Origin of the sequence: Streptomyces sp. NPDC007095, assembly GCF_040634475.1 — a bacterium.
Classification (GTDB): domain Bacteria; phylum Actinomycetota; class Actinomycetes; order Streptomycetales; family Streptomycetaceae; genus Streptomyces.
Window position 1 is genome coordinate 12790 of the sequence record NZ_JBEYFS010000116.1, and the last position, 23654, is coordinate 36443.

Annotated in this window: 15 protein-coding genes; 12 read left to right on the forward strand and 3 right to left on the reverse strand. The window is 70.2% G+C overall.

The window, feature by feature from the left end; all coding sequences use genetic code 11:
• The first annotated feature begins 182 nt into the window (after positions 1-182).
• From leuS to holA, 9 genes are all read left to right on the forward strand, one after another.
• On the forward strand, positions 183-3071 hold the full coding sequence (gene leuS, locus ABZ656_RS33030; RefSeq protein WP_360272731.1) for a leucine--tRNA ligase: 2889 nt from the start codon (positions 183-185) through the stop codon (positions 3069-3071).
• 153 nt (positions 3072-3224) lie between these two features.
• A complete protein-coding gene (locus ABZ656_RS33035) occupies positions 3225-3956 on the forward strand; it encodes a hypothetical protein (RefSeq protein WP_360272734.1) in 732 nt (243 codons plus the stop codon).
• A gap of 69 nt (positions 3957-4025) precedes the next feature.
• Entirely contained in the window at positions 4026-4871 is an 846-nt protein-coding gene (locus ABZ656_RS33040; RefSeq protein ID WP_168508645.1) for a DegV family protein, read from the forward strand.
• 182 nt (positions 4872-5053) lie between these two features.
• A complete protein-coding gene (locus ABZ656_RS33045; RefSeq protein ID WP_360272738.1) occupies positions 5054-6274 on the forward strand; it encodes a ComEA family DNA-binding protein in 1221 nt (406 codons plus the stop codon).
• 134 nt (positions 6275-6408) lie between these two features.
• The gene (locus ABZ656_RS33050) at positions 6409-8922 is read left to right on the forward strand and encodes a ComEC/Rec2 family competence protein (RefSeq protein WP_360272741.1); all 2514 of its coding nucleotides are present in this window, start codon (positions 6409-6411) and stop codon (positions 8920-8922) included.
• A gap of 4 nt (positions 8923-8926) precedes the next feature.
• Positions 8927-9754 (forward strand): arylamine N-acetyltransferase, encoded by an 828-nt coding sequence (locus ABZ656_RS33055; RefSeq protein ID WP_101405215.1) that lies wholly within the window; start codon positions 8927-8929, stop codon positions 9752-9754.
• A gap of 72 nt (positions 9755-9826) precedes the next feature.
• Positions 9827-10000, forward strand: a complete 174-nt coding sequence (locus ABZ656_RS33060) for a hypothetical protein (RefSeq protein ID WP_180362523.1) — start codon at positions 9827-9829, stop codon at positions 9998-10000.
• A 51-nt stretch (positions 10001-10051) separates the two neighbouring features.
• The gene (locus ABZ656_RS33065; protein WP_101405216.1) at positions 10052-10297 is read left to right on the forward strand and encodes a hypothetical protein; all 246 of its coding nucleotides are present in this window, start codon (positions 10052-10054) and stop codon (positions 10295-10297) included.
• A gap of 222 nt (positions 10298-10519) precedes the next feature.
• The gene (gene holA / locus ABZ656_RS33070) at positions 10520-11509 is read left to right on the forward strand and encodes a DNA polymerase III subunit delta (RefSeq protein ID WP_218978435.1); all 990 of its coding nucleotides are present in this window, start codon (positions 10520-10522) and stop codon (positions 11507-11509) included.
• Positions 11510-11927: 418 nt separating this feature from the next.
• Here the strand turns inward: holA and rpsT are convergent, their stop codons facing one another.
• On the reverse strand, positions 11928-12194 hold the full coding sequence (rpsT, locus tag ABZ656_RS33075) for a 30S ribosomal protein S20 (protein ID WP_075032712.1): 267 nt from the start codon (positions 12192-12194) through the stop codon (positions 11928-11930).
• A gap of 225 nt (positions 12195-12419) precedes the next feature.
• Here rpsT and lepA point away from each other — a divergent pair, with 225 nt between their 5' ends.
• Positions 12420-14288: a translation elongation factor 4 gene (lepA, locus tag ABZ656_RS33080; RefSeq protein ID WP_101405217.1), complete on the forward strand. Its 1869-nt coding sequence runs from the start codon at positions 12420-12422 to the stop codon at positions 14286-14288.
• A 261-nt stretch (positions 14289-14549) separates the two neighbouring features.
• A complete protein-coding gene (locus tag ABZ656_RS33085) occupies positions 14550-16424 on the forward strand; it encodes a long-chain fatty acid--CoA ligase (protein ID WP_360272748.1) in 1875 nt (624 codons plus the stop codon).
• Positions 16425-16501: 77 nt separating this feature from the next.
• Here the strand turns inward: ABZ656_RS33085 and ABZ656_RS33090 are convergent, their stop codons facing one another.
• The gene (locus ABZ656_RS33090) at positions 16502-17086 is read right to left on the reverse strand and encodes a response regulator (RefSeq protein WP_101405219.1); all 585 of its coding nucleotides are present in this window, start codon (positions 17084-17086) and stop codon (positions 16502-16504) included.
• Positions 17087-17097: 11 nt separating this feature from the next.
• Complete coding sequence (locus tag ABZ656_RS33095) at positions 17098-21276, reverse strand: HAMP domain-containing protein (RefSeq protein WP_180362525.1); 4179 nt, start codon at positions 21274-21276, stop codon at positions 17098-17100.
• 103 nt (positions 21277-21379) lie between these two features.
• On the opposite strand from ABZ656_RS33095, the gene ABZ656_RS33100 reads away from it, so the two are divergent.
• A partial coding sequence (locus ABZ656_RS33100; RefSeq protein WP_360272752.1) for an ATP-binding SpoIIE family protein phosphatase occupies positions 21380-23654 on the forward strand: 2275 nt, incomplete at its 3' end.

The window sequence follows — 23654 nt, forward strand, 5'->3', positions numbered from 1 at the left end:
CGCGCAGGGGCTGCGGTACCCTGACGCCATGCGTGCCGTACGCCTTCTGCTTAGCGAGCCGCGCTGATCAGTCCCGACCACTGACGACCCGTGGTCGGAATCGGCGCGGCGTCCCCTCCTGTGCGAGGGGATTTTTCATTTCCAAGCCGCTGGCAGAGACGATCGATGGAGCTTTGAGGATCATGAGCGAGACGAACCCCGCTGCCGCCTCCGAGGTGGCAGCGCCGCACCGCTACACGGCCGTGATGGCCGCTGAGATCGAGGCACGCTGGCAGGACTTCTGGGACGCCGAGGGCACGTACGAGGCGCCGAACCCCAGCGGTGACCTGGCGGGCGACCCCGAGCTGGCCGCCAAGCCCAAGAAGTTCATCATGGACATGTTCCCGTACCCCTCGGGAGCGGGTCTGCACGTCGGCCACCCCCTGGGCTACATCGCCACCGATGTATTCGCCCGGTTCCAGCGCATGACGGGCCACAACGTCCTGCACACCCTGGGCTTCGACGCCTTCGGCCTGCCCGCCGAGCAGTACGCCGTGCAGACGGGCACCCACCCGCGCGTGTCCACCGAGGCCAACATCGAGAACATGAAGGCCCAGCTGCGCGCGCTGGGCCTGGGGCACGACAAGCGCCGGTCGTTCGCCACGATCGACCCGGAGTACTACAAGTGGACGCAGTGGATCTTCCTGCAGATCTTCAACTCCTGGTACGACGACGAGGCGGACAAGGCCCGTCCGATCTCCGCGCTGATCGCCCAGTTCGAGAGCGGCGAGCGCGCCGTACCGAGCGTTGACGGCGCCACGCGCGCGTGGAACGAGCTGACCGCCGACGAGCGCGCCGACGTTCTGAGCGAGTACCGACTGGCGTACGCCTCCGACGCGCCCGTCAACTGGTGCCCCGGGCTGGGCACGGTGCTGGCCAACGAGGAGGTCACCGCCGACGGCCGCTCCGAGCGCGGGAACTTCCCCGTCTTCAAGGCCAAGCTGCGTCAGTGGAACATGCGCATCACGGCGTACGCCGACCGGCTGCTGGACGACCTGGAGGCGCTGGACTGGCCCGAGGCGATCAAGCTGCAGCAGCGCAACTGGATCGGCCGCTCCGAGGGCGCCCGCGTCGACTTCCCGATCGACGGCGAAGCCATCACGGTCTTCACCACGCGCCCGGACACCCTGTTCGGCGCCACCTACATGGTGCTGGCGCCCGAGCACCCGCTGGTCGACAAGTTCGTCCCCGAAGCCTGGCCCGAGGGCACCCACGAGGTGTGGACCGGCGGTCACGCCACGCCCGCCGAGGCCGTCGCCGCCTACCGTGTGCAGGCCGCCTCGAAGTCCGACGTCGAACGGCAGGCCGAGGCCAAGGACAAGACCGGTGTCTTCACCGGCGCCTACGCGGCCAACCCGGTCGACGGCGAGCAGGTCCCGGTCTTCATCGCCGACTACGTGCTGATGGGCTACGGCACCGGCGCGATCATGGCCGTCCCGGCCGGCGACCAGCGCGACTTCGAGTTCGCGCGCGCCTTCGAGCTGCCGATCCGCTGCATCGTCGAGCCGACCGACGGCCGCGGCACCGACACGTCGACGTGGGAGAACGCCTTCGCGTCGTACGACGCGAGGATCATCAACTCCTCCAACGACGACATCTCGCTGGACGGCCTGGGCGTGGCCGAGGCGAAGGAGCGCATCACCGAGTGGCTGGCCCGCAAGGGCATCGGTGAGGGCACTGTCAACTTCCGTCTGCGCGACTGGCTGTTCAGCCGCCAGCGCTACTGGGGCGAGCCCTTCCCGATCGTCTACGACGAGGACGGCGTCGCGCACGCGCTGCCCGAGTCGATGCTGCCCCTGGAGCTGCCGGAGGTCGAGGACTACTCGCCGCGCACCTTCGACCCGGACGACGCGAACACCTCTCCCGAAACGCCGCTGTCCCGCAACGAGGACTGGGTCAACGTCACCCTGGACCTGGGTGACGGCCGCGGCCCGCAGAAGTACCGACGCGAGACCAACACCATGCCCAACTGGGCAGGTTCCTGCTGGTACGAGCTGCGCTACCTGGACCCGCACAACGACCAGAAGCTGGTCGACCCGGCCATCGAGCAGTACTGGATGGGCCCGCGTGAGGGCCAGCCGCACGGTGGTGTCGACCTGTACGTCGGCGGCGCCGAGCATGCCGTGCTGCACCTGCTGTACGCGCGCTTCTGGTCGAAGGTGCTGTACGACCTGGGGTATGTCTCCTCGGTCGAGCCGTTCCACAAGCTGTTCAACCAGGGCATGATCCAGGCCTTCGTGTACCGCGACAGCCGCGGCATCGCGGTGCCGGCCGCCGAGGTGGAGGAGCGCGACGGCGCGTACTACTACCAGGGCGAGAAGGTCTCCCGGCTGCTGGGCAAGATGGGCAAGTCCCTGAAGAACGCGGTCACTCCGGACGAGATCTGTGCCGAGTACGGCGCGGACACCCTGCGCCTGTACGAGATGGCGATGGGCCCCCTGGACGTGTCGCGGCCGTGGGACACGCGCGCGGTGGTGGGCCAGTACCGGCTGCTGCAGCGGCTGTGGCGCAACGTCGTCGACGAGACCACGGGCGAGGTCACGGTCGTCGAAACCCCGGCCGACGAGGACACCCTGCGGGCGCTGCACAAGGCGATCGACGGCGTGCGCCAGGACCTGGAGGGCCTGCGCTTCAACACCGCCATCGCGAAGGTCACCGAGCTGAACAACCACCTGACCAAGACCGGCGGCCCCGTGTCGCGCACGGTCGCCGAGCCCCTGGTGCTGCTGGTCGCGCCGCTGGCCCCGCACATCGCCGAGGAGCTGTGGCGCAAGCTGGGCCACACCGACTCGGTCGTCCACCAGGACTTCCCGGTGGCCGACCCGGCGTACGTCGTGGACGAGGCCGTGACCTGCGTCGTGCAGATCAAGGGCAAGGTCAAGGCGCGCCTGGAGGTCTCCCCGTCGATCTCCGACGCGGAGCTGGAGAAGATCGCGCTGGCCGACGAGAAGGTCATCGCCGCGCTGGACGGCGCGGGCATCCGCAAGGTGATCGTGCGGGCGCCGAAGCTGGTGAACATCGTCACGGCGTAGCCGCTTGCCCCGGTACGGCACGGATCGGTGGCTTGGCTAGGGGTAGTCCCCTACGGGCAGGTTCGGGGTTCTTCCGGAACTCCGGACCTGCCCGTTGCGTTTACCGTTGAAGAGTGACGCGGCGGTTGCCGCGACGTCCGGAGGAGGAGCGTGGTGGAAGCCGTGATCACAGTTGTCGCCCTGCTCTTCCTGCTGTTCGTGGTGCTGGGCGCATACGCCACCGTGAAGGTGATCGGCGCCGCCAAGCGCGGTGTGGACCGCACGATCTCCCAGGCCCGCCGCACGGTCGAGGACACCACCCTGCGTGCCAAGACCATTACTCAGCCTGGCCCGGCGGGCGAGATCGCCCAGCTGAGACTGACGCTGCGCACCTCGATGCGGGCCACGCAGGACGCGCTGCACTCGGGCGTGGCCGAGGACGAGTCCCTGAAGGAGTCCCTGGGGCTGTTCGAGCGGCTCAGTGTGCACGGGCGCGAGCTGGACGACGAGCTGAGGCGCCTGGAGAGCGAACCGGACAAGCGGACGCTCTCCACACGGCTGCCCGAGCTGCGTGAGCGCACCGAGCGGATCACGCAGTCCGCGGACTCGCTGCGCTGGGCCGCGCGCGACCGGGCCCGCCGGTTCGCCGCCGACGACCTGGATTCGCTGAGTGAGCAGATCGACGTCGAGGCGGGCGCCCTGCGGCACTGGACGACCGCGCCGGGGTCCACGGCCCCCTGGCCCGAGGCGCCGGCACCGGACACGGCCACTTCCAGCGGCCAGACCTGGCCGGAGCCCCCGCAGTCCCGCCCGGCCGACGAGCCGCCGCGCTCCGCCATCACCCCGCCGGGACAGCGGCCCACCTACCCCTGGCAGAAGAAACCCCGTCCCGAGAGCACGACTTGACCCGACCTAGACCGCAGGTGAAAGGGGCCGGGCTGCCGTCCACGCTCCCCGGCAGGTAACCTCCAGCTCATGTCCCGCCATGTCGCGATCGTCACCGATTCAACGGCCTACTTGCCGCCCCGGACGATGGAGCGCCACGGCATCACCGCGGTGCCCCTGACCGTGGTTCTCGGCGATCAGGCGCTCGAAGAGGGTACCGAGATCTCGGCCCGCTCCCTGGCGCAGGCACTCCAGAAGCGGCGCTCCGTCACCACGTCCCGGCCCAGCCCCGAGGTCTTCGCCGCGGCCTACCGCAGGGTCGCCGAGTCGGGCGCTACCGACATCGTCTCGCTCCACCTGTCCGCCGAACTCTCCGGCACATACGACGCCGCCGTCCTCGCGGCCCGTGAGGCCCCGGTCCCCGTGCGGGTGGTGGACACCGGGATGATCGCGATGGCCCTCGGGTTCTGCGCACTCGCCGCGGCCGAGTCCGCGGAGGCAGGGGGCACCGTCGACGAGGCGGTCGCGGCCGCGGAGAAGCGGGCTGCCGGCACCTACGCGTACTTCTACGTCGACACGCTCGACTATCTGCGTCGTGGCGGCCGAATCGGCGCCGCGCAGGCGCTGTTGGGCTCCGCGCTCGCGGTGAAGCCGCTGCTCCAGCTCGACGGGGGGCGGATCGAACCTCTGGAGAAGGTAAGGACGGCGTCCAAGGCGATCGCCCGGCTCGAGGAGATCGTGGCCGAACGCGCGGGCAGCGCCCAGGTCGACATCGCCGTCCACCATCTCGCCGCCCCCGAGCGGGCGTCCGCCCTCGCCGACCGGTTGCGGGCGCGGGTGCCGGGCGTGGTCGATCTGCATGTGAGCGAGGTCGGTGCGGTGATCGGGGCGCACACGGGCCCCGGGCTGCTGGGGGCGGTCGTCTCGCCTCGATGAGGCCGAGGAATTCGGTGGTGGCGGAGTGGGGGCGCCTGCGGCTGATGGGACTACGGCGTCTGATGCGTCTACTGGGCCTGGTGTGACTCGCGTGGGTGACGGAGTTATCCACAACTGGGTAGTTTTCCCCGGGATTTGAGCAAGATCATCGCGAGGGCGGCGAGTTGCCCGATCCTCGACGCATGGCACTTCGATCACGCTCACGCACCGCCACACCAACCAGTGGCCCGGGCCGCGGACCCGTCTCCGACGGCCGCACCCGCCATCGCCGCCATCGCTCGCCAAGCCGCGCAGGCACAGGTGTAGGTGTAGGTACAAGCGCAGGTGCAGATACAGATACAGATACAGGCGCCCGCGCCCGACGCCGCGATGCCTCGGCCGAGGCGCTCCGCCTGCGTGCGCAGGCGCTCTTCTCCGAAAGGCCCAGCACAGGAGGGGAGTTGGGGGGCGGGCCGCCGGGCGTGGACCGGGATGTGGGAGGCCCAAGGGGGAGCACCACGGCGGGGGTCGGGGTCGCCGTCGTTCGGGGGGAGTGCGGCTCTTCGCCCACCGGGGTCCTGGACCGTGACGAACCGAGCCCGAGCCCGGGTGCGCGTGCGAGTGCGGGCGTCCGGGCCGGGCGCGGCGCTCCCGCGCCCGGTGCAACGGCGGCATGGCGGGAGCGGGCCGGGCTCGCCGTGCGGGAGCGGATGCCGCTGTGGCTGCAGTCGAGGTGCGGTCTGGAGCGCAGGAGTGTGACCGCACTCGGTGTGCTGCTGGTTGTCGCGGTGGTCTTCGCCGTGCAGCAGTTCTGGGGTGGCAGGACGCAGTCGGTGCGGGCTCCCGAGGTGGTGCGGGCAGTCGCGCCGTACGGCGGGCAGAGCGGCGCGGTGGAGCGGAAGTCGGCGGAGCCGGGAGGTTCGGCCGGGGCGCCGCCGAGCCCGGTCGGCTCGCCCGGTTCGACCGGGAGCGCGATCGTGGTGGACGTCAGCGGCAAGGTGCGCAGTCCCGGGCTGCAACGACTGCCGGCCGGCTCGCGGGTCGAGGACGCGCTGCGGGCCGCGGGTGGGGTGCGACCGGGCGCGAACACCGAGGGGCTCAACCGGGCCCGCCTCCTGGTGGACGGCGAACAGGTCGTGGTGGGCGTCCCCGCCGCCGTGGCTGGACCGGTCATGGGTGGCGGCTCCAGCACCACCGGGATCGGCGGGTCCGCTTCAGGAGCGATTCCTTCGGCTCCGGTCTCCCTCAGCACGGCCACCGTGGACCAGCTCGACACCCTGCCGGGCGTCGGTCCCGTTCTCGCCCAGCACATCATCGACTACCGCACCCAGCACGGCGGCTTCCGCTCGGTCGACGAGCTCCGCGAGGTCAAGGGAATCGGCGACCGGCGGTTCTCCGATCTGCAGAAACTCGTACGGCCGTGAGCGGGCCCACCGAGCCCTCGGCGGCTTCCGCAACCTCTTCGCCCCCTGTGTCCCCTGTGTCCCCTTCGCTCCACGCGGCCTCCGCGCCGACGGATGCCACGCGGAGCACCCCGCACTCCCGGAGTCGCCGAGCCGTGCACGCCGCCTCGGGAAAGCGGCTCGGCACCGCGCACCCCCGGGAGGAAGGGCCGACGGATCTGCGGCTCGTGCCACCCGCGCTCGCGGCCTGGGTGACGGCGGCGGTGACGGTGGGCGCACCGCCCGGACGGGCCACAGCCGTGGTGGTGGGCTGCCTGGTCGTGGCCGGCGTGTTGCTGGCGTTGGGGCGGACCAAGGCACGCAGGGCGACGGGGTACGGCGCACGACCACTGCGTGCTTGGCCACGGGTATCCGTCGCCGCCTCACTGCTCTGTGTCGCGGCGGCCGCCGCGTCCGCGGGGCTGCACGGGGCGGATGCGCGCCGCGGCCCGATCCCGGCCCTGGCGCGGCAGTACGCCCATGTGACCGCCGAGGTGGAGGTCACCTCCGACCCACGGCTCACCCGGCCTCGGATCAAGGGGGATCACGCGGCTCCCACGGCCGTGCTGCTCGACGCGGAGGTCCGGCGGGTGACGCGGGCGGGAGGAAACGGGGCTGTGGTGGCGACGCGCACGCCGGTGCTGGTGATCGTCGACGCGCGTTCGCCGAGGGGCTCGCCCCGGCTGCCCGGCGGGCGTTCGCCCTGGCTGTCGCTGCTGCCGTCCACACGGTTGCGGGTGGCCGCGCGGCTTGCCCCCGCACTGTCGGGCGGGGATCGGATCGCGGCCGTGCTGCGCGTGCGCGGGAGCGGGCCGCCGGAGGTGGTGGGGCAGCCGTCCGAGCCGCAGCGGTTCGCCGGCCGGTTGCGCGAGGGCCTGCGGCAGGCGACCGACGGGCTGGAGGCGGACGCGCGGGCGCTGCTGCCGGGGCTGGTCGTGGGGGACACCTCACGGGTCACACCGGAGCTGGACGAGGCGTTCAAGGCGACGGACCTCACGCACCTGCTGGCGGTCAGCGGCGGCAACTTCACGATCTTGCTCGCCCTGTTCGTCGGACCACCAGGTCTCGCCCAGCGCGCCGAGCGGCGTGGCCTCGCACCTCGGCTCGGTATCCCGCTGCGGGCCACCGCCCTGCTCGGTGGCGCGGTCACGCTCGGCTTCGTGATCGTGTGCCGGCCGGACCCGAGCGTGCTGCGGGCCGCGGCCTGCGGATCGATCGCGCTGCTCGCCCTCGCGACCGGCCGCCGCAGATCGTTGATCCCCGCCCTGGCCACGGCCGTACTGCTGCTGGTGTTGTACGACCCCTGGCTGTCACGGAGTTATGGCTTCCTGCTCTCCGTGCTGGCGACCGGCGCCCTGCTCACGCTCGCCCCGCGGTGGAGTGCGGCGCTCCAGAGGCGCCGGATGCCGCCGCGCCTGGCCGAGGCGCTGGCCGCCGCGGGAGCCGCACAGGCCCTGTGCGCGCCGGTCGTCGCGGTTCTGTCGGCCCGGGTGAGCCTGGTGGCGGTGCCGTGCAATCTGCTCGCGGAGTTCGCCGTCGCACCGGCCACGGTGCTGGGGTTCGCGACGCTGGCGACGGCGCCGGTGGTACTGCCCGTGGCCAAGGGGCTCGCGTGGTGCGCGAGTTGGCCGGCCCGGTGGATCGCCGACATCGCCCGGACCGGCGCCGCGCTGCCCGGCGGGGGAGTGGACTGGCCCGCGAGCCGGCCGGGGGCGCTGCTGCTCGCCGTGGTCACGGCGGTCGTCGTGCTCGTCGGCCGACGGCTCCTGAAGCATCCTTGGCTGAGCGGTGTCTGTGTCCTGGTGTTCCTGCTGGTCGTGGTGCGGCCTGCGCCGCTCACCAGGGTGATCACGGGATGGCCGCCGCCCGGCTGGCGGTTCGCGATGTGCGACGTGGGACAGGGCGACGCGACGGTGCTCGCGGCGGGTGACGGCACCGCCGTGGTGGTGGACGCGGGCCCCGATCCCGCGCTGGTCGACCACTGTCTGACCACGCTCGGCATCACCCGGATCCCGCTCGTCGTGCTGACGCATTTTCACGCCGACCATGTGGCGGGGCTGCCGGGGGTGCTGCGGGGGCGTGCGGTGGGGGCGATCGAGACGACGGGGTTCGCGGAGCCGCCGGACCAGGCCGAGTTCGTACGGAGGGAGGCGGCCGCACGCCACATCTCGGTGGCGTCGGCCGTGGCGGGTGAAATGCGGCGCGTCGGCAGTCTCGACTGGCAGGTGCTGTGGCCGCCACCGAGCCCGGCGCCCACCCCGGAGGGGCCGAACGACGCCAGCGTCGCCCTCCTCGTACGGTCGGCGGGGCTGCGGCTGCTGTTGCTCGGCGACCTCGAACCGCCGGCGCAGCAAGCGCTGCTGAGATCACCGGCGGCCGGGGAGCTGACGGCCGTGGACGTGCTCAAGGTCGCCCACCACGGCTCGGCCTACCAGGACCCGGAGCTCATACGGAGGGTGGCCCCGCGGCTCGCCCTGATCTCGTGCGGCAGGGACAACCCGTACGGGCATCCCGCGCCCAGCACGGTCGCGGCGCTGCGCGTCGCGGGTGCCGTGGTGCTGCGGACGGACAAGGACGGGGCGCTGGCCGTCGTCGGTGCGGGCGGAGGGCTGAGCGTGGCGAGAGACTGAGGGTATGAATTCCGCACAGGCCGATGCCTACCTCCGCCGGATCGGAGCCCATCACCCCGCGTGGCCCACTTCAGGTGTGCTGCGCGACCTGCACCTGCGCCATCTGAAGGCGGTGCCGTTCGAGAACCTGTCGATCCATCTGGGTGAGGAGATCGTGCTGGAGGAGAAGCGGCTGCTGGACAAGGTGGTGGGCAGGCGCAGGGGTGGCTTCTGCTACGAACTGAACGGGGCGTTCGGGGCGTTGCTCGGGGCGCTGGGCTTCGACGTCACGCTGCTCGCGGGGCGGGTGTACGGGGAGGAGGGGCGGCTCGGGATCCCGTACGACCATCTCGCGCTGCGCGTGCGGACGGTGGACGGGGGCGACTGGCTGGCGGACGTCGGGTTCGGGGCGCACAGTCACTATCCGCTGGCTTTCGGGGCGCGGACCGAACAGGTGGACCCTGGCGGCACGTTCAGGGTGCTCGAGGCGGGGCCGGACGCGGCGGGGGTGCGGGGCGTCGGCGGGCGGCGGGAGGCCGAGGACCTGGACGTCATCCGGGACGGTGGCCCGCAGTACCGCCTGGAGGTGCGGCCGCGGGTGCTGGGTGACTTCGTCGCCGGGGCCTGGTGGAACAGCACCTCGCCGAGGTCGCATTTCACGCAGTCGCTGGTGTGTTCGCGGGTGACGGAGGACGGAGGGCGGATCACGCTCAGCGGCCGGAAGTTGACGGCGACGGCGCCGGACGGGACGAAAGAGGTGTCGGAACTGACAACGGACGAGGAGGCGTTGGCGCTCTACCGGGAGCGCTTCGGGATCGCGCTGGACCGGGTGCCGGAGGTGCGGAAGGGCTGAAACCGGCGTACCGGAGGAGCGGTCGGCGATGCACGTGGTGATCGACGCGTTGTCCGCCGCCACCAACGTGCGATGTCCATCGACACCAACGTCACGATGCGCCACGACCATCTGAGGTCGGCGGACATCCTGCACCGGGACGACTTCACGGTGAGCCGGCAGACGATGCTCGCGGGTCGCATCGCGGTGGTCGGAACGAGCGTCAGGATCGAGCGCCAGGAGCGAGCTGGACGTGCAGATCGTTGAGAACGGCTGACCCCGGCGTCAGCTCTGTCCGGCGTAGCGGAAAATGTCCTCGTGAGCGATGTGAGACATGTGCTGGTGCTGCCCGACCGCGATGCCGCGGAAGAGGCGGCGGAGGTGATCGGTGACCGGTTCGGGCTCGATGAGGAGCCGCAGCTCGTCAGGGACGCGCTGGCCGGTGAGGACGACGCCGAGGATGCGCAGTGGCTGGTGGTCCTGATGGATCCCGGGGAGCGGCTCGATCCGAAGGCGCTGGACGAGTTCGCGGGAGAGTGGGACGGCTGGCGCGAGGAGCCGTAGCACTCTGCCGGGGCCGGGGCCGGGGCCGGGGCCGGGGCCTGGGCCTGGGCCGGTGACGGGGCCGGGGCCGGTGACGGGGACGGGGATACGGGGACGGACACGGGGACGGACACGGGGACGGATACGGGGACGGATACGGGGACGGGGACGGATACGGGGACGGGGACGGATACGGGGACGGGCGTGCGGGACGCGTTGTCGGTGGCGCGTGGGATGCTTTCGGTGATGGCCAAGAAGACCGCTCAAGACGACCCTCTCGCCCCCGTCACGCTTGCCGTGGGCCAGGAGGACCTCCTGCTCGACCGTGCCGTGCAGGAGGTGGTGGCCGCCGCCAGGGCCGCCGACGCCGACACGGACGTACGGGACCTCACTCCGGACCAGCTGCAGCCCGGCACGCTGGCCGAGCTCACGAGTCCCTCGCTCTTCTCCGAGCGCAAGGTCGTGGTCGTACGCAATGCGCAGGATCTGTCGGCCGACACCGTCAAGGACGTGAAGGCGTACCTGGACGCGCCGGCCGAGGAGATCACCCTCGTGCTGCTGCACGCCGGTGGGGCCAAGGGCAAGGGGCTCCTCGACGCCGCGCGCAAGGTGGGGGCTCGGGAGGTGGCGTGCCCCAAGATGACGAAGCCTGCGGACCGGCTGGCGTTCGTGCGCGGCGAGTTCCGGGCGCTCGGGAGATCGGCCGCACCGGAGGCGTGTCAGGCGCTGGTCGACTCGATCGGGAGTGACCTGCGGGAGCTGGCGTCCGCGGTGTCTCAGCTGACCGCGGATGTCGAGGGGACGATCGACGAGGCCGTTGTCGGGCGGTACTACACCGGGCGGGCCGAGGCGTCGAGCTTCACCGTGGCCGACCGGGCCGTGGAGGGGCGGGCCGCGGAGGCGTTGGAGGCGTTGCGGTGGTCTCTGTCGACCGGGGTCGCGCCCGTCCTGATCACCAGTGCGTTGGCTCAGGGGGTTCGGGCGATCGGGAAGCTGTCCTCCGCGCGCGGGGGCCGGCCGGCCGATCTTGCCCGTGAGCTGGGGATGCCGCCGTGGAAGATCGATCGGGTGCGGCAGCAGATGCGGGGGTGGACGCCGGACGGTGTCGCGGTTGCCCTGCGGGCGGTCGCCGATGCCGATGCCGGGGTGAAGGGCGGGGGAGATGATCCCGAGTACGCGCTGGAGAAGGCCGTCGTTGCGATCGCTCGGGCGGCTCGGTCTGGTCGGGGCTAGCTGTATTGATCACGAGCGTTGTTGACACTGGCCGGGCTTGATCAAGCGCGCGGCTGGGCTGAGCCCGTGTTCTTTCGCCCGCGCCGCCCCTATTCGTCCCATCCTCAACCTGGGGGCTCCGCCTGGATGCCTCCAGGGTGCGTTCCTCGGCTGCGAGCCGGTGGGGCTGGTCGCGCGGTTCCCCGCGCCCCTGGGGCGGGGAACCGCCCTGAGTTCCATGCCCACGCCAAAGGCCCCGCTCGCCCTCCTGGGGAAGGAGGGGGACGGGGCCCTTGGGTCACGATGGTGGATCCACGCCCGCGTGGCGAACGCAGGCCGCGCGTGGGTCCGGGGGTGCCGGTCAGGAGCGGAAGAGAGGGCCCGCTTGGTCCTTTCCGGCGGTCAAGTCAGGGGTTGAGCCCGATGGGGCCCAGCCGACTCAGCCCTTGAGGGAAGCGACCTTCGAAGCAAGCGCCGACTTCTTGTTGGCGGCCTGGTTCTTGTGGATGACGCCCTTCGAGACGGCCTTGTCGAGCTGGCGCGACGCAGCGCGCGTGTACTCGGTGGCCTTCTCGACGTCACCCGCGGCAGCGGCCTCGCGGGCCTTGCGGATCGCGGTCTTCAGGGAGGACTTGACCGACTTGTTGCGCAGTCGAGCCTTCTCGTTGGTCTTGATCCGCTTGATCTGGGACTTGATGTTCGCCACGAATGAGCCTTTACAGGTTCAGGCGCGCGAGACAGCACGTCTCACTCGCCGTTTGATTTCCTTAGGTGTGTGCCTCCTGCAGAGAGGGCACGAGACACAGCCACCCAGGCTACCAGTAGCCGTACGACCGGCCCAAACCGGTCGCAGCTCCCCACCCGTGGGACCATGGAGCCTACGTATCGATCCGACCCGAGGCGACAGGCGCCTCAAGAGACAGGACCCTGCGTGCCCGCGACCCCTAACAATGTGCCCGAGCCGAGCCGTACCGCCCCGGCTCTGATCCGCAATTTCTGCATCATCGCGCACATCGACCACGGCAAGTCCACGCTCGCCGACCGCATGCTCCAGCTGACCGGGGTGGTCGAGCAGCGGCAGATGCGTGCTCAGTACCTCGACCGTATGGACATCGAGCGCGAGCGCGGCATCACGATCAAGTCCCAGGCGGTCCGGCTGCCCTGGGCCCCGACGGAGGATCCGGGCAACACCCACATCCTCAACATGATCGACACCCCCGGGCACGTGGACTTCACGTACGAGGTGTCCCGGTCGCTGGCCGCCTGCGAGGGGACCGTCCTCCTCGTCGACGCCGCCCAGGGCATCGAGGCGCAGACCCTCGCCAACCTCTACCTGGCGATGGAGAACGACCTCAAGATCATCCCCGTACTCAACAAGATCGACCTGCCGGCCGCCCAGCCGGAGAAGTTCTCCGAGGAGCTCGCCAACCTCATCGGCTGCGACCCCGAGGACGTACTGAGGGTCTCCGCCAAGACCGGTGTCGGCGTCGAGGCGCTGCTCGACAAGGTCGTCGCCGAGATTCCCGCTCCGGTGGGCGTTCAGGACGCACCCGCGCGCGCCATGATCTTCGACTCCGTGTACGACTCCTACCGGGGCGTCGTGACGTACGTACGAGTCATCGACGGGCAGCTCAACAAGCGTGAGCGGATCCGGATGATGTCCACGGGGGCTACGCACGAGCTTCTGGAGATCGGGACCAATTCGCCCGAGATGCTGCCCGCGGACGGGCTTGGCGTCGGTGAGGTGGGCTACCTCATCACCGGTGTGAAGGACGTCCGGCAGTCCAAGGTCGGTGACACCATCACCACCCTCAACAAGGGGGCGACCGAGGCGCTCGGCGGGTACAAGGACCCCAAGCCCATGGTCTTCTCCGGGCTCTATCCGCTGGACGGGTCCGACTACCCCGAGCTGCGCGACGCCCTCGACAAGCTGCAGCTCAACGACGCCGCGCTCGTCTACGAGCCGGAGACCTCCGCCGCGCTCGGCTTCGGTTTCCGCGTCGGTTTCCTCGGGCTGCTGCACCTCGACGTGATCCGGGAGCGGTTGGAGCGCGAGTTCGGGCTCGATCTCATCGCCACCGCGCCCAACGTGGTCTACCGCGTCCTCATGGAGGACGGGTCGGAGCACGTGGTCACCAACCCGAGCGAGTTCCCCGAGGGGAAGATCAGCGAGGTGTACGAGCCCGTCGTACGCGCCACGATCCTCGCGCCCTCCGAGTTCATCGGCTCGATCATGGAGCTGTGCCAGACCCGGCGCGGCACCCTGCTCGGCATGGACTACCTGTCCGAGGACCGCGTCGAGATCCGGTACACGCTGCCGCTCGCCGAGATCGTCTTCGACTTCTTCGACCAGTTGAAGTCGAAGACCCGGGGCTACGCCTCGCTCGACTACGAGCCCACCGGCGAGCAGACCTCCAGCCTGGTCAAGGTCGACATCCTGCTGCACGGCGACAAGGTGGACGCCTTCTCGGCGATCACCCACAAGGACGCGGCGTACGCGTACGGTGTGCGGCTCGTCGCGAAGCTGCGCGAGCTGATCCCGAGGCAGGCCTTCGAGGTGCCCATCCAGGCCGCCATCGGCTCGCGCGTCATCGCGCGCGAGACCATCCGCGCCATCCGCAAGGACGTCCTCGCCAAGTGCTACGGCGGTGACATCTCCCGTAAGCGGAAGCTGCTGGAGAAGCAGAAGGAAGGCAAGAAGCGGATGAAGATGGTGGGCTCTGTGGAGGTTCCGCAAGAGGCCTTCATCGCCGTGCTGTCCAGCGACGACAGCGGTGGTTCGGCGAAGGGCAAGAAGTAGCCACCTGTTACCCCCGGAAACTCGGGCACAATGCGGGCTCGTCGCGCTTCGGCGCGGCGAGCCCGTACGCGTGCGTAGGGTCGCTCTCTGTAGGAAATGACAGTCCGCCGCCTCTTACGCACTGGCCGGACGCGCCTTACTCTGATCTCTGCTCGATGGTTACTCGCGAGTTAAACAACAGCCGAACCAGCCAGCCGCACAGCAACAGTCAGCAGTCGGTCGAGCCAGACGCACGCACTGTCGCGGGCCCCGGAGGATGTCGTGAGCGACACACAGACCCTGATCGAGAACCGTCCGCCGTCCGTGGCGGCCCTCTTCCTGGAGCGCGTGGCGGCTACGCCGAACGCCGAGGCCTACCGCTACCCGGTCCACCCTGCCTCAGGCGAGGGCTCGGACGAGTGGAAGTCGCTGAGCTGGGCGCAGGCCGCCGAGCGGGTTTACGCCGTCGCGGCCGGACTGATCGAACTGGGCGTACAGCCGGAACAGCGCGTCGCGCTCGCCTCCTCCACCCGGGTCGAGTGGATCCTCGCCGACCTCGGCATCATGTGCGCGGGCGCGGCCACGACGACGATCTACCCGCAGACGAACGCCGATGAGTCGGCGTTCATCCTCTCCGACTCCGACAGCAAGGTCCTGATCGCGGAGGACGCGGCCCAGCTCGCCAAGGCGCGGGAGAAGCGTGCCGAGCTGCCCGAACTCACCCATATCGTCGTCATCGACCCGGCGGGCGTCGAGATCGGCGACGGGGTGCTCACCCTCGCCGAACTGGAGGCGCGCGGTGCCGCGTACCTGGAGAAGAACCCCGAACTGATCAAGGAGCGCGTCGGCGCGATCACCGCCGACCAGCTCGCCACCCTCATCTACACCTCGGGTACCACCGGCCGCCCCAAGGGTGTGCGCCTCCCGCACGACAACTGGTCGTACATGGCGAAGGCCATCGCCTCGACCGGGCTGCTCGGCCCCGACGACGTGCAGTACCTGTGGCTGCCGCTCGCCCACGTCTTCGGCAAGGTGCTCACCTCCGGCCAGATCGAGGTCGGGCACGTCACCGCCGTCGACGGCCGCGTCGACAAGATCATCGAGAATCTGCCGGTCGTGCAGCCGACGTACATGGCGGCCGTCCCGCGCATCTTCGAGAAGGTCTACAACGGGGTCGCGGCCAAGGCGCGGGCCGGCGGCGGCGCCAAGTACAAGATCTTCCAGTGGGCCGCCGAGGTCTCCCGCGAGTACGCGAAGGCCAGCCAGGACAACTTCCGCCGCACCGGCACAGCCGCCGTGCCCTTCGGGCTGGGTGCCAAGCACAAGGTCGCGGACGCGCTCGTCTTCGCCAAGATCCGTGAGGCCTTCGGCGGCCGGCTGCGCGCCTGCGTCTCCGGCTCCGCCGCGCTCGCCCCCGAGATCGGCTACTTCTTCGCGGGCGCCGGGATCCACATTCTCGAGGGGTACGGCCTCACGGAGTCCTCCGCCGCCTCCTTCGTGAACCCCGGCGAGGCGTACCGCACCGGCACGGTCGGCAAGCCGCTGCCCGGCACGGAGGTGCGCATCGCGGACGACGGCGAGATCCTGCTGCGCGGTCCCGGCATCATGGAGGGCTACCACGGGCTGCCCGAGAAGACCGCCGAGGTCCTCGAAGCCGACGGCTGGTTCCACACGGGCGACATCGGCGAGCTGTCGCCCGACGGGTACCTGCGCATCACCGACCGCAAGAAGGACCTGATCAAGACCTCGGGCGGCAAGTACATCGCGCCCGCCGAGGTCGAGGGCCAGTTCAAGGCCGTCTGCCCGTACGTCTCCAACATCCTCGTGCACGGCGCCGACCGGAACTTCTGCACCGCCCTCATCGCCCTGGACGAACCGTCCATCCTGGAGTGGGCGAAGGAGAACGGGCTGGAGGGCAAGTCGTACGCCGAGGTCGTCGCGGCCCCTGCCACGGTCGCTCTCGTCGAGGGGTACGTCAAGGAACTCAACGAGGGGCTCCAGCGGTGGCAGACCATCAAGAAGTTCCGGTTGCTGCCGCGGGATCTGGATGTGGAGCACGGGGAGATCACGCCGAGTCTGAAGCTGAAGCGGCCGGTTGTGGAGCGGGAGTACAAGGGGCTCATTGAGGAGATGTACGCGGGCTCCAGGGAGGCGTGAGACTGTCCTTCGGCTGCGGAGGGCGGGAGCTGGTCGCGCCCACGCGGCGGAGCCGCATATGTCACGGCCCCGCGCCCCTACGGGGCGCGGGTGCCAGCCGCCTTGGCTATCAGGTGCTGTAGTTCTGCCACCTGCCTGCGGAGGTCCGGCACGTCTGGAGGGTCCTCTGTCGCCAACTGCTTCCCCAGAGCCGCAAGCCGCGTGCTGATCTGGGCCGCGTGGGTGTGTTCCTGGGTCAGTAGGCGTTCCAGCTGCTGGTTCTTGCGGTGGAGGTCCAGGAAGACCGTGACCTTGGCGCGCAGGACCCAGGGGTCGAAGGGCTTGGTCAGGTAGTCGGCGGCGCCGGTGGCGTAGCCGCGGAAGGCGTAGCCCGCGTCGGCGTCGGTGCCGGTCAGGAAGATGATCGGGACGTCCTTGGTCTGGTCGAGCCGCTTGATGTTGGCGGCGGTCTCGAAGCCGTCCATGCCGGGCATGCGGATGTCGAGGAGGACGACGGCGAAGCGTTGCCTGAGCAGCGCCTTCATCGCCTCCTCGCCTGAACGCGCACGTACGAGCGGCTCGTTGAGGGACCCCAGGACGGCCTCCAGCGCGATCAGGTTGTCCTCCATGTCGTCGACCAGGAGGATGCTGGCGCGCTCGTAGGTCGTTTCCTCAGCGCTCATGGTGACTGTCCTCATTCGGTCGTCGGCGGGGCCGCGGCCTCCTCGGACGATGTGCTCGGCCCCGGAACAACGGATCCTTCGGAGTCGTCCTGCTCCGCGTCGTTCACGCTCTCCGGGTCGAGGAGGGCGCAGACGACCGTGAGCAGCTGATCGACGTCCACCGGCTTGGGTACGTAGTCGTTGGCACCGCGCGCGATGGACTTCTCGCGGTCTCCCGGCATCGCCTTCGCGGTGAGGGCGACGATCGGCAGGCCCGTCCAGCGGGGGGTGCGGCGGATGGCGGAGATCGTCTCGTAGCCGTCCATCTCCGGCATCATGATGTCCATCAGGATGAGTTGCACGTCGGGGTTGCGCTCCAGGGTCTCGATGCCCTCGCGGCCGTTCTCCGCGTACAGGACGGGCATGCCTACGCGGCCCAGGACATGGGTGAGCGCGAAGACGTTGCGGATGTCGTCGTCCACGATCAGCACCCGCCGCCCCGGCAGGACCTGACCCGCCCGGCCGGCCTTCCACGCCTCCAGCTTGGTCGGGGTGGGCCAGGAGTCGTCGGTGTCGTGGGAGGTGTACGGCTCGGTGGACAGCTGCTCGGGCACGAGCGGCCGGTCGTCCTCCGGGGCGGGTCCGGTCGCCGTGTGGCCGGGGCTGATGACAGGGACGTACAGCGTGAAGGTGGAGCCCTCGCCGGGGGCGCTCTCCGCGATGATGCGGCCGCCGAGGAGCCCGGAGATCTCCCGGCTGATGGACAGGCCGAGGCCGGTGCCGCCGTACTTGCGGTTGGTGGTGCCGTCCGCCTGCTGGAACGCCTCGAAGATCACCGGGAGTTTCTCCGCGGCGATCCCGATGCCGGTGTCGGAGACGGCGAAGGCGATCACGTCGTCGCTGTTCTCCCGGGTGAAGGCGTGGTCGGGGTCCTTGAGGCGCTTGACGCGCAGTTCGACCCGGCCGGTCGCGGTGAACTTGATCGCGTTGGAGAGCAGGTTGCGCAGGATCTGCTGGAGCCGCTGCTCGTCCGAGTACATCTCCCGCGGTACGTCCTCCCCGACCGTCACCTCGAAGGCGAGACCCCGGTCGAGGGTGAGCGGGCGGAACGTGGCGTGGACGTAGTCGAGGAGTTTGATCAGGGGGAGCTTCTTCGGGCGTACGTCCATACGGCCCGCCTCGATCTTCGACAGGTCGAGGATGTCGTTGATGAGCTGGAGGAGGTCCGATCCCGAGCGGTGGATGGTCGTCGCGAACTGCACCTCCTGGTCCGAGAGATGGCCGTCCGGGTTGTCCGACAGCAGCCGGGCCAGGATCAGCAGCGAGTTCAGCGGGGTGCGCAGCTCGTGCGACATGTTCGCCAGGAACTCCGACTTGTACTGCGAGCTCGTCGCCAGGAGCGCCGCTTTTTCCTCCAGTTCGGCGTTCGAGCGTTGCAGCTCCGCCTGCTGCGACTGGAGTTCGTCCGAGCGGTCCTGGAGCTGGATGGCCAGGCGCTGGGACTCGCCGAGCAGGGACTCCGTACGGGAGTTGGCGATGATCGTGTTGATGGCCACGCCGATGGTGTTCACGAACTGGTCGAAGAAGGCCAGATGGACGTCGGAGAAGCGGGAGAAGGAGGCGAGCTCGATCACACCGAGGAGTTTGTCCTCGAAGAGGATCGGGATGATGACGACGCTGGCGGGGGCGGCTTCCCCCAGACCACTGTTGATCTTGATGTAGTCCGGCGGGGCCTCCTCGACGAGGATCCGCTTCTTCTCGCGGGCCGCCTGCCGGACCAGGCCGTGCACCGGCATGCCGCCCGTGTCGACCGTGGCGCCCTGCGCCGAGCCGTATCCGGCGATGAAGGCGAGTCCCTTGGCGGGGACGGCGGTGTGGAGGGAGGCCCCGTCCTCCTCCGGGTCGGCCAGGAAGAAGGCGCCGTACTGCGCGTTCACCAGCGGGGTCAGCTCGCGCAGGATCAGGTCGGCGACCTCCATCAGGTCGCGGTGGCCCTGCATCAGCGCGGCGAGGCGGGCGAGGTTCGACTCCAGCCAGTCCTTCGCGCGGGTCGTCTCGCGGAGGTTGGCCACCATCAGGTTGATGTTGTCCTTCAGCTCGGCGACCTCGCCCTGCGTCTCCACGGTGATCGAGCGGGACATGTCGCCCTGGGCCACCGCGGAGGCCACCTCGGCGATCGCGCGGACCTGGGTGGTGAGGTTGGAGGCGAGTTCGTTGACGTTGGTCGTGAGGCGCTTCCAGGTGCCGTACACGCCCTCGACCCGTGCCTGACCGCCGAGTTGGCCCTCCGAACCCACCTCGCGGGCCACCCGGGTGACCTCGGAGGAGAAGGAGGAGAGCGTGTCGACCATCGTGTTGATCGTCGTCTTCAGTTCGAGGATCTCGCCGCGGGCGTCCACGTCGATCTTCTTCGAGAGGTCTCCCTGCGCCACGGCGGTGGCGACCTGCGCGATGTTGCGCACCTGCGAAGTCAGGTTGTCGGCCATGTAGTTGACGTTGTCGGTCAGATCCCGCCAGACGCCGGAGACGCCGAGAACCTGGGCTCGTCCGCCGAGCCGCCCGTCGGTGCCGACCTCGCGGGCCACCCGGGTCACCTCGTCGGCGAAGGCCCGCAGCTGCTCCACCATCGTGTTGACGGTGTCCTTCAGCTCCAGGATCTCGCCGCGGGCGTCGACCGTGATCTTCTTCGACAGGTCGCCGTTGGCGACGGCCGTGGTGACCTGGGCGATGTTGCGGACCTGGGAGGTCAGGTTCAGGGCCATGAAGTTGACGTTGTCGGTGAGGTCCTTCCAGACGCCGGAGACGCCGCGGACCTGGGCCTGGCCGCCGAGGTTGCCTTCGGTGCCGACCTCGCGGGCGACGCGGGTGACCTCGTCGGCGAAGGCGGAGAGCTGGTCGACCATGGTGTTGATGGTCGACTTGAGTTCGAGGATCTCGCCCTTCGCCTCGACCGTGATCTTCTTGCCGAGATCTCCCTGCGCTACGGCCGTGGAGACGAGGGCGATGTTGCGCACCTGCGAGGTCAGGTTGTCCGCCATGAAGTTGACGTTGTCGGTGAGATCCTTCCAGACACCGGAGACACCGCGGACCTGGGCCCGCCCGCCGAGGTTGCCCTCGGTGCCGACCTCGCGGGCGACGCGGGTGACCTCGTCGGCGAAGGCGGAGAGCTGGTCGACCATGGTGTTGATGGTCGACTTGAGTTCGAGGATCTCGCCCTTCGCGTCCACCGTGATCTTCTGGCTGAGGTCGCCGTTGGCGACGGCCGTGGTGACCTGGGCGATGTTGCGGACCTGGGAGGTCAGGTTCGAGGCCATGAAGTTGACGTTGTCGGTGAGGTCCTTCCAGACTCCCGAGACGCCTCTGACCTGGGCGCGGCCACCCAGTTGCCCTTCGGTGCCGACCTCGCGGGCGACGCGGGTGACCTCGTCGGCGAAGGCGGAGAGCTGGTCGACCATCGTGTTCACGGTGAGCTTCAGTTCGAGCAGCTCACCGGTCGCCTCGACCGTCACCGTACGGGTCAGATCGCCGCGCGCCACCGCCGTGGTCACCAGGGCGATGTCACGGACCTGGGCGGTCAGCCGGGACGCCATCGTGTTGACCGCTTCGGTCACATCACGCCAACTGCCCGACAGGCCCTGCACCTTGGCGCGCCCGCCGAGACGGCCTTCGGTGCCGACCTCGCGCGCGACCCGGGTCACCTCGCCCGTGAAGAGGGAGAGCTGATCGACCATCTTGTTGACGGCGCGCCCCAGCCTCCTCAGATCGCCTCTGAGCTGACGGTTGCCGTCGTGCAGGTCGACCCGTTGGGTGAGGTCACCGCCGGCCACCGCGTCCAGGACGCGCGTCGCGTTCGCGGCGGGCGCCACCAGGGCGTCGAGCAACTGGTTCACGTCATTGACGCGGGTCGTCCAACTGCCCTGGCCCGGGCTCGCCGACAGCCGCTCGTCGAGCCGTCCGTGCCGGACCAGCTCCCTTCGTACCCGCTGCACTTCCGTGTTGAAGTGGGTGCTGCGGTCGATGATCTGGTTGAACGCCGCGGTCAGATCGGCCACCAGGCCGTGTCCCGTCTCCGGCACCTTGGTGAAGTCACCGTCCCGCGCGGCGGTCATCGCGGCGAGCAGCGGACGCAGATCGGACGCCGGGATCCGGCCGTCGTCGAATGCCCGAATCTGTCCGTCTTCGAGCACACGCGTAGCACTGTTCTCACTCATGGCGGCCCACTTCGGTAACTCGGCGCTTATGGGCGTGGTCAGTCTGTCACTCTGTCCGTGTCGCCTGAGGCGTATTCGTCCGAACTGCTCAGGGAGCCGCACAGTGGGGGCCATTCCGACGCAACGGGAGTCGCAACCGGACTCCACGGCGCTTGCCCCTGGTACGCCCGCGCACTACCGCGCGGGTCAGGAAGCCATGGCGCGCGCCGCGCTGCCGGGCACTCCGCTCGCGCCCGGCGCCGCCCGCCGCATGGTGCGCGAGACGCTCGCCGACTGGGGGGAACTCGCCCTGCCCGGTGCCGAGATCGTCCGCGAGCGTCTCGCCGAGGACGCCGTGCTGGTCGTCAGTGAACTCGTCACCAACGCCGTCGTGCACGCGGGCACCGACGTGGAGCTGCTGTGCCGGCTGGAGATCACCGACGGCGGTGCGGTGGGCGCGGTGGTCGTCGAGGTCTCCGACCACCATCCCTCGCGGGCGGTACGCGAGGAGTCGGCCGAACGGGCCTACGGCATACCGGAGTACGGGCGGGGGCTGCGGTTGGTCGCCTCCCTGTCGGACGCGTGGGGGATCACGTATCGGACCGGGGTCAAGACGGTGTGGGCGCGGCTGCCCGTGGACGGGGGGCTGAGTGTCGACGAGGGGCTGGGCGTCCAGGGCGGGTTGGGCGTCGAGAGCGGGTTGGGTGTCGAGAGCGGGTTTGGTGTCGAGGGTGAGCTGGGTGTTGAAGGCGGGCTGGGTGTTGAAGGCAGGTTGAGTGTTGATGGTGGGTTGAGTGTTGACGGTGGGTTGGGCGTTGAGCGTGGGTTGAGTGTGGGTGGTGGGTTCGGTGTCGCCAGGGGGATGGGTGTCGGGCCGGGAATGACGGACGCCGCGGGACTGCCCGCCGGTTCGGGGTCGGCGGACGGAATCGGACTGCCGGGCGGAATCGGACTGCCGGGCGGGACAGGACTGGTCGGCGAGACGGGGCCGGCTGACGAGACGGGGCCGGTCGGCGAGACGGTCGCCCCCGGACCGCGGCAGAGGCCGCGACAGGACGGCGACTGGCTCAACCGCGGTGCCCTCTCCTTCCTCGCCGAGGCCTCCGACCTGCTCGCCGGGCAGCTCGACGAGGACCTCGTCGCCGCGCTCGCCGGACAGCTCCTCGTACCGCGGCTCGCCGACTGGTGTGCCGTATGGCTGGAGGACGAGGCCACCGACCGGGCGGGTGGACTCGGGCTGGCCCTGGGACCCCGGCTCGCCCGGGTCTGGCACGGCAGTGAGAACCGGATCGAGGAGCTGCGGCGGGCCCTGGAGAAGGATCCGCCACGGTTGCCGGACTCGGTGCGGTCCCGGGCGGTGCCGGTGCCCTGGCCGGGGGAGGCGTCAGGACCCGGAGAGGCGTCAGGCACGGGAGAGGCGTCAGGCACGGGACAGGTGTCAGGCACGGGACAGGTGTCAGGCACGGGACAGGCGTCGGGGCGGACGGGTGGCGCGGGCGGGGCGAGCGGGGCGGCGCTCGCGTACCGGCTGATCGCGGGCGGCCGGCCGCTCGGCACCCTCGTCATCGGCCGGGCCGGACTGGCCGCCTTCCCCGACGAGATCACCGGGCTCGTCGAGGACCTCAGCCGGCGGATCGCCCTCGCCATCGGCGCGGCCCGCCAGTACGCGCGCCAGGCCACCATCAGCCGGGTCCTCCAGCGGGGCCTGCTGCCCGGCGCGGTCGCCGAGATCCCCGGGGTGCGCAGTGCCCTCGTGTACGAGCCGCTCGACAAGGGCGGACCCAGTGGTGACTTCTACGACCTGTTCCCCGCGGGCGACGGGCGCTGGTGCTTCGTCCTCGGCGACGTCCAGGGCAAGGGGCCCGAGGCCGCCGTCGTGATCGGCCTCGCCCGGCCCTGGGTGCGACTGCTGGCCCGCGAGGGCTACCACGTCGCGGACGTCCTCGACCGCCTCAACCAGCTCCTCCTCGACGACGCGACGGAGGCGGCGGACGCGGCGGCCCGTGCGCTGGTGGCGGCGGGCGGGCCGGGTCTCGGCCCCGACGAGGGTCCGCAGACCCGTTTCCTCTCCATGCTGTACGGCGAGCTGGTGCCCTTCGAGGGCGGCGTACGCTGCACCCTCGCCTCCGCCGGGCACCCGCTGCCGCTGATCCTCGGTCCCGACGGCGACGTACGGGAGGTGGCCGAGCCGCAGACTCTCCTCGGTGTCTTCGAGGACGCGACCTACGTCTCCGAGACCTTCGACCTGTACCCCGGCGACACCGTCCTGTGTGTCACCGACGGGGTGACGGAGCGCCGCAGCGGGCCCCGCCAGTTCGATGACGACGAAGGGCTCGCCGAGGCCCTCGCGGGCTGTACGGGGCTGAGTGCCGAGCTCGTCGCGGAACGGATCCGACGGC